This is a genomic window from Escherichia sp. E2562, from assembly GCF_005781075.1.
In the GTDB taxonomy this organism is placed as follows: Bacteria; Pseudomonadota; Gammaproteobacteria; order Enterobacterales; family Enterobacteriaceae; genus Escherichia.
The window spans coordinates 1-14,461 of sequence record NZ_VATM01000017.1 but is presented as its reverse complement, the minus strand read 5'-3'; the positions used below and the strand labels follow the sequence as shown (position 1 = coordinate 14,461).

At 48.6% G+C, this 14,461-nt stretch carries 13 protein-coding genes and 1 pseudogene; 6 read left to right on the top strand and 8 right to left on the bottom strand.

What is annotated here, in order from left to right:
* The first annotated feature begins 2 nt into the window (after positions 1-2).
* Together glnG and FEK43_RS18715 are read left to right on the top strand one after the other, a co-directional pair.
* On the top strand, positions 3-1,412 hold the full coding sequence (gene glnG / locus FEK43_RS18720; protein ID WP_088563506.1) for a nitrogen regulation protein NR(I): 1,410 nt from the start codon (positions 3-5) through the stop codon (positions 1,410-1,412).
* 113 nt (positions 1,413-1,525) lie between these two features.
* Positions 1,526-1,636: a YshB family small membrane protein gene (locus FEK43_RS18715; protein WP_064527982.1), complete on the top strand. Its 111-nt coding sequence runs from the start codon at positions 1,526-1,528 to the stop codon at positions 1,634-1,636.
* 189 nt (positions 1,637-1,825) lie between these two features.
* On the opposite strand, the gene hemN is transcribed toward FEK43_RS18715, so the two are convergent.
* The 3 genes and pseudogenes from hemN to FEK43_RS18695 form a co-directional block, all read right to left on the bottom strand.
* Positions 1,826-3,199: an oxygen-independent coproporphyrinogen III oxidase gene (gene hemN / locus FEK43_RS18710; protein WP_130209974.1), complete on the bottom strand. Its 1,374-nt coding sequence runs from the start codon at positions 3,197-3,199 to the stop codon at positions 1,826-1,828.
* Between the two features lie 188 nt (positions 3,200-3,387).
* Complete coding sequence (yihI, locus tag FEK43_RS18705) at positions 3,388-3,897, bottom strand: Der GTPase-activating protein YihI (protein WP_130209972.1); 510 nt, start codon at positions 3,895-3,897, stop codon at positions 3,388-3,390.
* A 118-nt stretch (positions 3,898-4,015) separates the two neighbouring features.
* A pseudogene (locus FEK43_RS18695) lies at positions 4,016-4,182 on the bottom strand (hypothetical protein).
* 296 nt (positions 4,183-4,478) lie between these two features.
* Between FEK43_RS18695 and yihA the strand changes: the two are divergent.
* Positions 4,479-5,111 carry a ribosome biogenesis GTP-binding protein YihA/YsxC gene (gene yihA / locus FEK43_RS18690; protein ID WP_130209968.1) on the top strand — a complete coding sequence of 211 codons (633 nt, stop codon included), beginning with the start codon at positions 4,479-4,481 and terminating at the stop codon, positions 5,109-5,111.
* A gap of 390 nt (positions 5,112-5,501) precedes the next feature.
* Here yihA and polA read toward each other — a convergent pair whose 3' ends face one another.
* Positions 5,502-8,288, bottom strand: coding sequence for a DNA polymerase I (gene polA / locus FEK43_RS18685; RefSeq protein WP_130209966.1), 2,787 nt, complete (start codon positions 8,286-8,288; stop codon positions 5,502-5,504).
* Positions 8,289-8,651: 363 nt separating this feature from the next.
* Between polA and FEK43_RS18675 the strand changes: the two genes are divergently transcribed.
* On the top strand, positions 8,652-9,584 hold the full coding sequence (locus FEK43_RS18675; protein ID WP_135408313.1) for an acyltransferase: 933 nt from the start codon (positions 8,652-8,654) through the stop codon (positions 9,582-9,584).
* 40 nt (positions 9,585-9,624) lie between these two features.
* On the opposite strand, the gene FEK43_RS18670 is transcribed toward FEK43_RS18675, so the two are convergent.
* From FEK43_RS18670 to FEK43_RS18655, 4 genes are all read right to left on the bottom strand, one after another.
* On the bottom strand, positions 9,625-11,055 hold the full coding sequence (locus FEK43_RS18670) for a DUF945 family protein (RefSeq protein WP_138158687.1): 1,431 nt from the start codon (positions 11,053-11,055) through the stop codon (positions 9,625-9,627).
* 154 nt (positions 11,056-11,209) lie between these two features.
* Positions 11,210-11,836 carry a thiol:disulfide interchange protein DsbA gene (gene dsbA, locus FEK43_RS18665; RefSeq protein ID WP_064527999.1) on the bottom strand — a complete coding sequence of 209 codons (627 nt, stop codon included), beginning with the start codon at positions 11,834-11,836 and terminating at the stop codon, positions 11,210-11,212.
* Between the two features lie 16 nt (positions 11,837-11,852).
* The gene (gene srkA, locus FEK43_RS18660) at positions 11,853-12,839 is read right to left on the bottom strand and encodes a stress response kinase SrkA (protein WP_130209956.1); all 987 of its coding nucleotides are present in this window, start codon (positions 12,837-12,839) and stop codon (positions 11,853-11,855) included.
* A gap of 76 nt (positions 12,840-12,915) precedes the next feature.
* Complete coding sequence (locus FEK43_RS18655) at positions 12,916-13,185, bottom strand: YihD family protein (protein ID WP_064528003.1); 270 nt, start codon at positions 13,183-13,185, stop codon at positions 12,916-12,918.
* 69 nt (positions 13,186-13,254) lie between these two features.
* Between FEK43_RS18655 and mobA the strand changes: the two genes are divergently transcribed.
* Entirely contained in the window at positions 13,255-13,839 is a 585-nt protein-coding gene (gene mobA / locus FEK43_RS18650; protein ID WP_130209952.1) for a molybdenum cofactor guanylyltransferase MobA, read from the top strand.
* Complete coding sequence (gene mobB / locus FEK43_RS18645; protein WP_130209950.1) at positions 13,821-14,339, top strand: molybdopterin-guanine dinucleotide biosynthesis protein MobB; 519 nt, start codon at positions 13,821-13,823, stop codon at positions 14,337-14,339. The genes mobA and mobB overlap by 19 nt, the downstream gene beginning before the upstream one ends.
* Positions 14,340-14,461: the final 122 nt, after the last annotated feature.

Genomic DNA, 14,461 nt, shown 5'->3' with positions numbered 1-14,461 from the left:
TTATGCAACGAGGGATAGTCTGGGTAGTCGATGACGATAGTTCCATCCGTTGGGTGCTTGAACGTGCGCTCGCTGGGGCGGGTTTAACCTGTACGACGTTTGAGAACGGCGCGGAGGTGCTGGAAGCACTGGCGAGCAAAACGCCGGATGTACTGCTGTCGGATATCCGTATGCCGGGAATGGACGGGCTGGCGCTGCTCAAGCAGATTAAACAGCGCCATCCGATGCTTCCGGTCATCATTATGACCGCACATTCAGATCTGGATGCCGCCGTTAGCGCCTATCAGCAAGGGGCGTTTGATTATCTGCCTAAACCGTTTGATATCGACGAAGCCGTGGCGCTGGTTGAGCGCGCCATCAGTCATTACCAGGAACAGCAGCAGCCGCGTAATGTTCAGCTTAACGGCCCAACGACCGATATCATCGGCGAAGCGCCAGCCATGCAGGACGTGTTCCGGATTATCGGTCGGCTTTCGCGTTCTTCGATTAGCGTGCTGATTAATGGCGAATCCGGCACCGGTAAAGAACTGGTCGCTCATGCCCTGCATCGCCACAGCCCGCGCGCCAAAGCGCCGTTTATCGCGCTCAATATGGCGGCTATCCCGAAGGATTTGATCGAATCAGAACTGTTCGGTCACGAAAAAGGCGCGTTTACCGGCGCGAATACCATTCGTCAGGGGCGTTTTGAACAGGCCGATGGCGGCACATTATTCCTCGATGAAATTGGCGATATGCCGCTGGATGTGCAGACGCGTTTGCTGCGCGTGCTGGCAGACGGTCAGTTTTATCGCGTTGGCGGCTATGCGCCGGTGAAAGTGGATGTGCGGATTATCGCTGCCACTCACCAGAATCTCGAACAGCGGGTGCAGGAAGGCAAGTTCCGTGAGGATTTGTTCCACCGCCTGAACGTTATCCGTGTTCATCTGCCGCCGCTGCGTGAGCGTCGGGAAGATATTCCCCGTCTGGCACGCCATTTTTTACAAGTTGCCGCTCGCGAGCTGGGCGTAGAAGCAAAGTTGCTGCATCCAGAAACTGAAGCCGCTCTGACGCGTCTGGCGTGGCCAGGCAACGTGCGCCAGCTGGAAAACACCTGCCGATGGCTAACGGTAATGGCTGCCGGACAGGAAGTGTTGATTCAGGATTTGCCTGGCGAACTGTTTGAATCAACCGTACCGGAAAGCACTTCACAAATGCAGCCGGACAGTTGGGCAACGCTGTTAGCACAGTGGGCAGATCGGGCGCTACGTTCCGGTCATCAAAACTTGCTGTCTGAAGCGCAACCAGAGTTGGAGCGGACGTTACTGACTACCGCGTTGCGACATACGCAGGGACATAAACAGGAAGCAGCGCGCTTACTTGGCTGGGGGCGTAACACCCTGACGCGTAAGTTAAAAGAGCTTGGAATGGAGTGATTCAGGCTCGCCATGTAAAGATTGATTATTGAGCGCAAATTGCTGTTATTTTGCGCTTTACTGTTCCGGTAAGTTCAGTATGATCATGCCCGAAAAACGGGGGGAGTGTCATTATGCTGGAATCAATAATTAATCTGCTATCAAGTGGCGCAGTTAACAGCCACACGCCGCAAACTGCCGTTGCTGCTGTGCTGTGTGCCGCAATGATTGGGCTGTTTAGCTGAGTTTCAGATTGCTGATGAAGTGCTCTTTGTTCATGCCGGGTGCGGCGTGAACGCCTTATTCGGCCTACAAAAGCAATAATTTCAACAGGTTTTGCAGGCCAGATAAGCGTAGCGCATCAGGCAATCTTGTTCTCAGCACATTGATGGCGCTTTCGTTTTCTACTTTGTCAACGAAGCGCCATTCACTATTTAAATCACCCGTGAGAACTGCTGCATTCGCGCTTTCTGGCGCAGATAAGTATCAAAGCACATGCAAATGTTGCGGATCAGCAAGCGACCTTTAGCCGTCACCTGAATCCCTTTCTCATCCACATCCACCAGCCCGTCTTCTGCTAATGGGGCGAGCAGCTTGAGATCTTCCGCAAAGTAATCAGCGAAGTGCAAATCCCACTGTTGCTCAATGGGGGCGTAATCCAGACGGAAGTTGCAGATGAGCGACTTAATCACATCGCGGCGAATACAGTCATCGCGCGTTAGTGCAATACCACGCCACAGCGCATTGCCTTGTTCATCCACTTGCTGATAGTACTGCTTCAACTCTTTCTGGTTCTGCGCGTAGCAGTCACCAATCATGCTGATGGCGGAAACGCCCATCCCAAGCAGATCGGTATCGCCCTGGGTGGTGTAGCCCTGGAAGTTACGATGCAGCACGCCTTCACGTTGGGCCACCGCCAGCTCGTCATCCGGGCGGGCAAAGTGATCCATACCGATAAACTGATAGCCCGATTGTGTCAGGAAGGCGATGGTTTCCTGCAGAATATCGAGTTTTTGTTGCGGACTCGGCAAGTCAGCATCTTTGATTTTGCGCTGGGCGGCAAAAATAGTTGGCAGATGCGCGTAGTTAAAGACGCTCAGACGGTCAGGGTTCAGTTCCGCCACGCGTTTCAGGGTAAAGGCGAAACTCTCCGGCGTCTGTTTCGGCAGGCCGTAAATCAGGTCAATGTTGGTGGAGGTAAAGCCAATCTCACGCGCATGGTTAAGCAGCGCAAAGATGAACTCTTCATCCTGCTCGCGGTTAACCAGACGCTGTACTTCTTTGTTGAAGTCCTGCACGCCCATGCTCAGGCGGTTAAAGCCTTCCGCGCGTAAATGATCGAGTACATCCAGTTCGATTTCGCGCGGATCGACTTCGATCGAGATTTCCGCATCGGCATTGAACTGGAAGTTTTCGCGCAACAGCTTCATCAGGCGGCTGATTTGCGCTTTATTCAGGTATGTTGGCGTTCCACCGCCCCAGTGCAGCTGGCTCACCTTGCGCCCGGCAAAAAGCGGTGCACGATGGACGATTTCTTGCTCAAGCACGTCCAGATACTGGTCGGCCTTGTGCTGCTGACGAGTCACAATCTTGTTGCAACCGCAGAAGTAGCAAAGTTTATGGCAGAACGGAATATGTACGTAGAGAGATAAGGGACGCTCAGGGTAGCGCGCCACGGCTTGTAAAAACGCCTGTTCGCCGAAGTCTTCTGAAAACTCCAGCGCGGTCGGGTACGAGGTGTATCGTGGCCCGGAATAGTTATATTTCTGGATCAGGGCCAGGTCCCAGTCGATTTGCTGTACAGACATGCTCACTCCTTCCGATGGCGTCTCTGGCGGCTACGGCGTACCGGCGGATGCCCGTTTCGGGTCATCAGCCGGTTGCGCAGCCACTTTTGTCGCCGCGACAACCGCTGTAGTTTAACGAATAACCACACCAGATAACATATAACCGGAAGGGTTATCAGCAGAACGGGAAGGCCCACGCAGGCAATCCGTTAGTTGCCCCGCAGCAGACGCATCATGTCTTCTTGCTTCTCGTCTTCTTCCTCTTCTTCGTCGTCGTCATAAGAGAGGCCAAGTTTCTGCATCAGCTCATCAATACGATCCAGCTTGGCATCTACCCAGGATTGCTCTTCGGCACTCAGGGTTTCGCCTGCTTCCAGACGTTCCAGCAGCGCATCCAGACGCTCATCTGTCTCCAGTAACTCCAACTCCGCCTGCGGTGAAAGCATAGGTTTCTCACTCTTCGGTTTGTGCTGTTTGGTGACTTTTTCAGTCACGCCCAATGGAATAGGGGTTTTACTGCCAATACGTGGATCTTTCGGTGCATTCTGGCCCTTGCTACCCGAAGTAGCGCTACCGCCCGCTGCGCGGCTGCCTGGTGCATGACCACGGCGTTTTTTCTGGCGCTTGCGATCACGAGCTTCCTGATTCAGCTCTTCGCGGGTTTTACGACGCGCTTTTGCATGACCTTTGCTGCGTGAGTTTGAAGATGATGGTTTCATATCAATTCGTCTTTTAGCCGTTTTATTTAGTATAGATTTGCGGCGGAATCTAACAGAAAGCAAGCAAAGAAAAAAGGCGACAGATTACTCTGTCGCCTTTTTTCCTGACTCACAACCCTTAACGGGTCTTACAATCCTTGCAGGCCGCCAACACACCCTGTTTTTCCATTAGCCGGAACATTCCGTGTTGATTCCATTTCCCTTTAGTGACGTCTCCGGACGTTTGTCTTCCTGACAATCCTCTGTCTTCGCCTCCTGGCGCTCCTGACCCTCATCCTGAGTCATTGTTCCTGTTAGCGTCCTCGCTCTATGGGTGCTACTTTACGCTTCTGTGTTAAACAAACAATAAACTATCATCAGTATTTACTCATTTTCAGATTATTGTATAAAACTAATCACATGATTTATTTAGCCTATTTGACATGTGTCGCAGAAATTTCTCTTCGATTTCGCATAAAAACAATCGGCAATGTCTCACAAAGTACATGGTATTTACTTACACCGTTCACGCCGAAAAATCCGTCTTTTATTGTGGTTCAGGTATAATCGCCACAAAGCTTTGACTGACGGAGACGACCGCTTTGACTAATTTGAATTATCAACAGACGCATTTTGTGATGAGTGCGCCTGATATTCGCCACTTACCTTCCGATACCGGGATCGAAGTGGCTTTTGCAGGCCGTTCCAACGCAGGTAAATCCAGCGCGCTGAACACGCTGACTAACCAGAAAAGCCTGGCGCGTACCTCGAAAACACCAGGACGTACCCAGCTTATCAACCTGTTTGAAGTGGCTGAGGGCAAACGTCTGGTCGACTTGCCTGGCTATGGCTACGCGGAAGTTCCTGAAGAGATGAAGCGCAAATGGCAGCGCGCGCTCGGTGAGTACCTCGAAAAACGTCAGAGTCTACAAGGCCTGGTCGTGCTGATGGATATTCGCCATCCGCTGAAAGATCTCGACCAGCAGATGATTGAGTGGGCGGTGGACAGCAATATCGCCGTACTGGTGTTGCTGACCAAAGCGGACAAACTGGCGAGCGGTGCACGTAAAGCGCAATTGAATATGGTGCGTGAAGCAGTGCTGGCGTTTAACGGTGATGTGCAGGTAGAGACATTCTCTTCTCTGAAGAAGCAAGGCGTGGATAAGCTTCGCCAGAAACTGGATACCTGGTTCAGCGAGATGCAGCCTGTAGAAGAAACGCAGGACGGCGAATAATTTTCTAGCCCTTATGCATGTGCCGGATATCGCGTATCTGGCACATAAAATCATGCAAATTCAATGAGCTATTTTCTACCGTAGGCCTGTTAAGCACAATGTATCCGGCAATACGGATCTTTTCTTTCGCACAATAAAAAACGCCCCAGTCATTACTGACTGGGGCGGCTAAAAAATTCAGCCAAATCCGATTACGTGAAGTAAAAGGTCTGAAAGATAGAACATCTTACCTCTGTACCCTACGCGACTAACTTTACTCTTTTTTGTTCAGTTCAGAAAGCACTTTTTGTAATTTTTTTTCAGTTGTTGCATAGGATTTTCTAATACCCATCACAAATCGTGGCTGGTTATGTTGCTTAGTTACGAAAAAAAGGCTTGTTAAGGCAAATCTTAGTGCGCCTGATCCCAGTTTTCGCCACTACCCACTTCCACCAGCAAAGGCACATCCAGGCGGGTACAGTTTTCCATCAACTGATGGATCTTCTTCGCTACCGCATCGACATCATCTTTATGAACTTCAAACACCAGTTCATCGTGTACCTGCATGATCATGCGCACGCGCGGTTGCTCTTCCTGTAGCCAGGCATCAACGGCAATCATCGCCCGTTTGATGATATCCGCAGCGGTTCCCTGCATTGGTGCGTTAATGGCTGCACGTTCAGCCGCGGCACGACGCGCACCGTTGCTGGATTTGATATCCGGCAGATAGAGGCGACGTCCGTCCAGGGTTTCAACGTATCCCTGCTCTTTCGCCTGAGCACGAGTGCGTTCCATATACTCCAGTACGCCTGGGTAACGTTCGAAGTAAAGGTCCATGTACTTCTGTGCTTCTTTACGTGGAATGTTCAATTGCCGTGCCAGACCAAAAGCACTCATGCCATAAATCAGACCAAAGTTGATCGCTTTCGCGCTACGGCGTTGTTCGCTGGTGACGGTTTCCAGTGGCAAACCAAACACTTCTGCCGCCGTTGCCCGGTGGATATCTTTTCCTTCTGCAAATGCGGTCAGCAAGCCTTTGTCTCGTGAAAGATGCGCCATGATGCGCAGTTCAATCTGCGAGTAGTCCGCCGAGACAATCACATAATCCTGCGGCGCAATAAACGCCTGGCGGATACGGCGGCCTTCTTCGTTACGCACCGGAATGTTTTGCAGGTTAGGATCGGTTGAGGATAAACGCCCCGTCGCAGTTACTGCCTGGTGATAGGATGTATGCACGCGCCCGGTTTTCGGGTTGATCATCAGCGGCAGCTTGTCGGTGTAGGTCGATTTCAGCTTCGCCAGGCCACGGTACTCCAGAATCACTTTTGGCAGCGGGTAGTCCAGCGCCAGCTCTTCCAGTACCTCTTCTGACGTTGAAGGCGCACCACCCGGCGTTTTCTTCAGCGGCTTAATACCCTGTTTTTCAAAAAGAATAGTTTGCAGTTGCTTGGTGGAAGAAAGGTTAAATTCTTCACCTGCAATTTCATGCGCTTTCTTTTCCAGCTCAGCCAGACGCAAGGTGAGCTCTTCAGAATGATTGTGCAGAACTTTCGGGTCGATCTTCACACCGTTGCGTTCGATGCGTGAAAGCACCGGCACCAGCGGCATTTCGATGTTTTCGAAGACGTTCAGTGGCCCTTTGTGTTTTTGCAGATCCGGCCACATTTTCAGATGCAGCTGCAAGGTGACATCTGCATCTTCAGCGGCGTAACGTCCGGCCTCTTCTAGGGCAATCTGGTTAAAGGTCAGTTGATTTTTGCCTTTACCAGCAATCTCTTCAAAAGTGATGGTTTTGTGCTTCAACCAACGTTCCGCGAGGCTGTCCATATCGTGACGACCGGCAACGCTGTTGAGAATGTAGGACTCGAGCATGGTATCAAACGCAATCCCCCGCAGCTCAATGCCGTAATTTGCCAGAATACCGCGATCGTATTTCAGGTTTTGCCCGACCTTCAGCGCCTTTTCATCTTCCAGCAGCGGTTTTAGCAGCTCGAGTGCGCGCTCGCGGGAGATCTGATCGGGCGCATCAAGATAATCATGAGCAACCGGAATATAGGCCGCTACGCCAGGTTCGATAGCAAAAGAAAGCCCTACCAGGTTGGCGGAGATGTTATCGAGGCTGTCGGTTTCGGTATCAAACGCAAATACAGGCGCTTTTTCCAGCTTCGTAATCCATGCTTTTAGAGTTTCTTCGTCCAGAATAGTGACGTAGTTATCGTAAGAAATCGCTGTTGCAGTCACTTCGGGTGTTTCGTCGACAACAATGGTTTCCTGCGGCTTCGCGGCTGGTTTTGCCCCTTTGGCCTGTAACCATTTGCCCGCTTCGACATCAGCAGTCCAACGCTTGAACTCATACTTTTTGAACAGCCCCAACAACTCTTCAGCCGCCGGTTGTTGTACTTCCAGTTGTTCGCAGGTCAGTTCCAGTTCAACGTCGGTTTTAATCGTCGCCAGCTGGTAAGAGAGATAGGCCACCTCTTTATTTTGCTCAAGCTTCGCCGCCATTGTTTTCGCGCCGCGGAAGCTCAATCCAGCAATTTTTTCCGGCTCGGCATACAGCGTATCCAGGCCGCCAAGACCTTGTAGCAGTGCCTGTGCGGTTTTTTCGCCGACGCCCGGTACGCCAGGAATGTTATCAGAGGAGTCGCCCATCAGCGCGAGGAAGTCGATGATCAGTTCTGGCGGTACGCCGTACTTATTCACCACCTCTTCCGGGCCGAGGATGGTATTCGTCATGGTATTGATAAGCGTAATATTTGGCGTCACCAGCTGCGCCATATCTTTATCACCGGTGCTGATCAATACCGGACGCCCAGCTTTTTCTGCTTCACGTGCCAGAGTACCAATAACGTCGTCTGCTTCTACGCCAGAAACGGCCAGCAGAGGCAGCCCCATCGCTTTTACCATTGTGTGCAGGGGTTCGATCTGCGCGCGCAAATCGTCCGGCATTGGCGGGCGATGTGATTTGTAATGTTCAAACAGTTCATCACGAAAGGTTTTTCCCTTGGCGTCAAAGACCACCGCTGCATGCGTCGGTTGGTATTGCATGATCAGACTACGCAGCATGTTGAGGACACCGTACATCGCACCGGTTGGCTCGCCTGCGCTGTTAGTCAGCGGCGGAAACGCGTGATATGCGCGATAAAGATAAGATGAACCATCTACAAGGATAAGTGGGTTTTGGGGGATCTGAACCATAATGTCCGTGCCTGTTTATCAGATTATGGGTAAAGGATGCCACAGACAGGATGAAAACATGAGTTTTTCACCGCTTTTCGTGAAAATCTTTTGTAGATCTTGTGGATCGCTCGCAAATCGTCATGTGGATAACTTTGTGTATAAATTATTTACATCACTTTTAATTTATTATCATGCTTGTTACAGCATTATGTTTGTTGTTGTTTTTCATAAAGTTAAAAATAAAAGCATTGCTGGTGATTGAGTAATAGGGATTTTTTCTAATGTGGATAGATATGAATTATTTTTCTATTTAAGGATCATCCGTTATTTGGGCCGTTTTCTGCTAAAATCTGCGCCTTGCGCTTCTTTAGCGCACTGTCTATGGCTAACCTTTTGAATAATTTAATTATGACGAGAATACTCGCTGCGATAACACTTTTGGTGAGTATCGTATTGACCATTTTGGTCACCATTTTTTGTTCTGTCCCGATCATCATTGCCGGGATCGTAAAACTATTGTTACCTGTGCCAGTGATTTGGCGAAAGGTATCGCTTTTTTGTGATTTTATGATGTATTGCTGGTGTGAAGGATTAGCGCTATTACTGCACCTTAACCCACACCTGCAATGGGAAGTTCGCGGACTGGAAGGGCTAAGTAAGAAGAACTGGTATCTGCTTATTTGTAACCACCGCAGTTGGGCTGATATTGTTGTACTGTGCGTGTTGTTTCGTAAGCATATTCCAATGAACAAATATTTTCTCAAGCAGCAACTGGCCTGGGTGCCTTTCCTGGGCCTGGCATGCTGGGCGCTGGATATGCCATTTATGAAGCGCTATTCCCGCGCTTATTTGATACGTCATCCGGAACGGCGCGGTAAAGATGTTGAAACCACTCGCCGATCTTGCGAAAAGTTTCGCCTGCATCCCACCACGATTGTGAATTTTGTTGAAGGCTCCCGTTTTACTGAACAGAAACACCAGCAAACCCACTCGACATTTAAAAATCTCCTGCCTCCCAAAGCCGCCGGTATCGCGATGACGCTGAATGTGCTGGGTAAACAATTCGATAAACTACTCAATGTTACGCTGTGTTATCCGGACAATAACCGCCAGCCATTCTTCGATATGTTAAGTGGCAAACTGACGCGGATTGTCGTGCATGTGGATTTACAACCTATTGCTGAAGAGTTGCATGGCGACTATATCAATGACAAAAGCTTCAAACGTCATTTTCAGCAGTGGCTGAACACACTGTGGCAGGAAAAAGACCGACTTCTGACTTCACTGATGTCATCACGGCATCAGGATAAGTAGTTATAACTCGCCTCCGTATTAGCAGAGGCGAGTTATCATTTTAATGCACTAAACGTCCGGCACGAGACATAAACTCTTCTTCGCTCATCTCCTGCCCGTTAAAAACAACTTTACCTGGCAAATAATGCAGTTGCAGCGAGGCGATATTGTTGTCAATTGTGATTAACTGAAACATCTTACCTAATGTTGCCATTCCGCCGATTTGTTTATCAGCCAGCTTTTGAGCTTTTTCAGCATCCATTCCTTCAGATAAATTAATCTGTTTAGCTATTTCAGTGACGACATTAATCGGTACATTCATATCCAGATTGAAAGATTTAATATCTTTGTTTGTGGATGATGACGATTGGGCTGGTTCGGCAATACTAATATCCAGATTAGCATTTAGTTCACCGACAGCGTTCTTCCAGCTTACAGGTAGTTTAATGATCGGCTCACTTTTTTGTAATAACGGTAAATACTCTTTGAACAATGCCGTATTCATTGCTTCCAGTGCATCTTCATCATTTGCTAACTCAGGGTGTGCTGCAAGTTGCTTCTGCGTCGCAATGTTGTACTGGATGATAAACTGGCGAACTGCTAAGGGATCAATAGATTCAGCAATCAATGACCATTGACCGCTACCGAGTTGCTGATTCCCTTTTGTTAACTTATCAATTTCGTAACTCAGATTGACATTGATATGATCTTTATCTTTTACGCGCTCTAGTGTGGTTTTCGCGACGAAAGCGTCGAGTTTGGCAACTTCGTTACCGTGATTGACAATGCTAATCTGATTAAATTTCGACTCGCTTTCACCAACCGGAAATTTCTTTTCTTCTAATCGCGTCAGAGAATTAATGGTAAAACTTTTCGCCGTGACTTTATTCATTGGCGATAATTCCAGAACAATATCTTCGACTTTGCCTTCAACATCGAGATTAGACAATGAACTGTCATCACCATTAAAAGTAAACTGACCTTCACCAAAGGAGAGTTTTCCATACTCTGCTGGGGCAACGTCCAGAGTTGTAGAGAAAGAACCGCCAAAGGCGAATCGCAATGTTGCTTCGACGGGCGCTCTATCTTTTGCGGCAATAAATAGCGGTTGTGTCAGTTCATTATTGACTAATTTAACTTTTGCTGCCGCCATAGCAGGTAAGATATTGCCACTTTTTAACATTGATAGCGGCAAGGGGCCATGATCGACATCCACATCAAATGCAATACCTTGTCCTGGCTTGATATTGAGATCTGGCGCACCTTTATCAAAGGTAATAAGCATTTGAAAATGAGAACTAAAAAAACCTTTGTCAAAGTTTTTATAGCTGGCAGTCATATCATAGGCATGCTCTCCCTTCTTTTTACTGTCGTTAAAATCTTTAATAAATTTTTCGACGCCAGACTGGATTTGAGTCCCTTCATACCATGTTCCACCGCCCCAGATAATGGCTAATGCAACAATAACACCTGTGGCTGACTTACGTATCATATCTATTATTCCCTGATAAAACAGCAAAACTTTTAATATCCGCGCTTGATATTAAAATGTCCAGAAACGAGGTGAATTATCAGAAAGTATTTATATTGATTAAACAATAAAAAAGCCCGTGAATATTCACGGGCTTTATGTAAGTTACAATAAATTATTTTTTCTCAGACAGATATTTTACTGTATCGGCATACTGCTGAACAAAAACATCCATATTGCTGGTATCCATACCCTGCGGATTCAGCTGATATTTACCGTTAACAAACATCGCTGGAACGCCACGCAATTGTACATCTGCAGCCGCTTTTTCTTGCTGTGCGACCAGAGATTTAACAACAAAGCTGTTCCATGCTGCATCATACTCTTCGCCTTTAATACCTGCGTTGATGAAGACATCACGAATGTCGGCCGTAGAGCGAATGGTCTGTGTTTTCTGTACGCCTTCAAACAGTGGTACAGTCACTTTATCTTCTACACCCAGCGCCATCGCCACAGCCCACGCTTGTGTCAGAGATTGCCCCAGCTCCCCGCCCATGAAGTTGACGTGGTATTTAGTCATCTTCACACCTTCCGGCAGTTTTTTCTTCACATTCTCAGAAATATGCAGAACTTCTTCAAACTGATAGCAGTGTGGGCAGAAGAAAGAGAAAAACTCCAGCACTTGCGGCGCGCCAGCAACCGGCTTTTCCAGCGTGGTGTATTGTTTACCATCTTCATACTGCGCCGCCGATGCGCTAAACGCTAAAACCAAACCAGCCAGCGCCAGCCAAATCTTTTTCATGATCTACTCTCTCCGATTAATACATAGGTGTTAATTGCAAAGGGGGTTCTTGTAGAACTTTTGCCTGTTCTATAAAAGTCGCCGTCTGTCGCAGCCAGTAATCTTCCCCGGTTAACCACGGGAAATTTTTCGGGAACGCGGGATCAGCCCAACGCCGCATTAGCCAGGCAAGATAATAAACCAAACGCATGGCGCGTAAAGGTTCAATCAGTCCGATTTCAGCGGTGTCGAACTCGCTAAATTCTTCATAAGCTTCAATAATAGTTTCTAACTGCATCCGCTGCTCAGCTTTATCGCCATTCAGCAACATCCACAGGTCCTGAATTGCAGGGCCATTACGCGCATCATCCAGATCGACAAACATTGGACCATCGCGCCAGAGAATATTTCCGGCATGGCAGTCACCATGTAATCGCAGAACGGTGAAGTCCTCCCGCCAGTGTGCTGTAACGGCGGTAATAAGCTCATCCGTTGCCTTAAGGAAGGCCGCTTTCAGCCCAGAAGGTATCAGCGTAGCATTTTCAAACAGCTTGCGTGGTTCAATGAGATATTCATTCAGACCGATGGTCGGGCGATGGATAAAAAGCTGTTTGCGCCCCGTCTGGTGCATGCGCCCTAAATAGCGCCCAACCGCTTCCATCTGATCAATATTATCGGCTTCGAACTGACGACCACCGACGCTTGGGAAAACGGCGAAATAAAATCCCTGATGAATCAATAAGTTCTGGCCGTTAAAAGCCAAAGGGGCCGCGACAGGAACTTCGTCGTTTACCAGTTGCAGCGCAAATTGATGCTCTTCGAGGATTTGATCTGCTGTCCAACGTTCAGGGCGATAAAATTTGACGACAAAACGCCGACGATCTTCGTCCTGAAATTGATAGACACGGTTTTCATAGCTGTTAAGCGGGGTAAGACCGGAATCCACCCGGATCCCATGCTCAAACAGAGCGTCCATGATGGTATCCGGGTGTAGTGTCTGGAAAGTAAAAGCGCTGTTGTTCATCCCATCATCCGGAAAACATTACGAATGATGAAGGATATCATTTCACAATGATTTTGTTGGTAGCGCTTACAAGCTTTTACTCTTTAATTACGCCACGCGCACGTAATAGCGCCGTTTTGAAATCTTCTTCATAATCTTTCTGCAGCCCTGGGATCACCGCATCTTTCGCGGAATCGCGCATTTTCAGGTGATAGATCAGAATGTCATCCGTCAAATCCGCCAGATCGCCGTCAAAACCTGACTCTTTCGCCAGTTTCTGCAAAAATTGCAGCAGGTTAAGGTCTGGCTCTTTTTGCCAGGCTGGCTGGAGGAGTTCAATAACTTCATTCAGACGTTTACATTTCATAGTAATGCTCCTTACTCTTGAGACAGACACGTTAGCAGGGTCAATCCCACAATAAAAGAGGCGATATCGGTGAATCTGATGACGACGATAACAGGCGTTATACTGGCGGGCGGTAAAGCCAGACGAATGGGCGGCGTAGATAAAGGATTGCTTGAATTAAACGGCAAACCATTATGGCAACATGTCGCTGACGCGCTTATGACGCAGCTGTCTCACGTCGTGGTTAATGCCAATCGTCATCAGGAAATCTATCAGGCAAGTGGTCTGAAAGTAATAGCGGATTCACTGGCGGATTATCCTGGCCCGCTGGCGGGAATGCTTTCGGTAATGCAGCAGGAAGCAGGTGAGTGGTTTCTGTTTTGTCCGTGCGATACGCCTTATATTCCCCAGGATTTAGTCTCCCGGCTTAATCATCAGCGCAAAGATGCACCTGTTGTGTGGGTCCATGACGGTGAACGCGATCATCCAACTATTGCTCTGGTAAATCGCGCTATTGAGCCGTTGTTGCAGGAATATCTGCAAGCAGGAGAACGCCGGGTAATGGCATTTATGAATCTTGCTGGCGGTCACGCGGTTGATTTTAGCGACCGTAAAGAAGCATTTGTGAACGTGAATACGCCAGAGGAGCTTGCCCGATGGCAGGAAAAACAATGATACCGCTACTCGCCTTTGCCGCGTGGAGCGGCACCGGAAAAACGACGCTGTTGAAAAAACTTATCCCGGTATTATGCGCCAGAGGGATCCGCCCGGGGCTGATTAAACATACGCATCATGATATGGATGTCGATAAACCGGGCAAAGATAGCTATGAGCTGCGCAAGGCTGGCGCGGCGCAAACCATCGTTGCCAGCCAGCAGCGTTGGGCGCTAATAACGGAGACGCCAGACGAAGAAGCGTTGGATCTGAATTTTCTTGCAAGTCGCATGGATACCTCAAAGCTGGATCTGATTCTGGTTGAAGGGTTCAAGCATGAAGAGATCGCGAAGATTGTGTTGTTTCGCGATGGTGCCGGACATCGACCAGAAGAATTAGTGATAGACAGACATGTTATTGCTGTAGCCAGTGATGTGCCTCTTAATCTTGATGTCGCGTTACTGGATATTAATGATATTGAGGGGCTGGCTGATTTTGTGGTGGAGTGGATGCAAAAGTAGGACGGATAAGCAAGAGTAGGTTGGATAAGACGCGCCAGCGTCGCATCCGGCATTTTTTTCTGCATCAACGCAAAAAGGCCCAGTCTTCCGACTGGGCCTTTCGTTTTATTTGATGCCTGGCA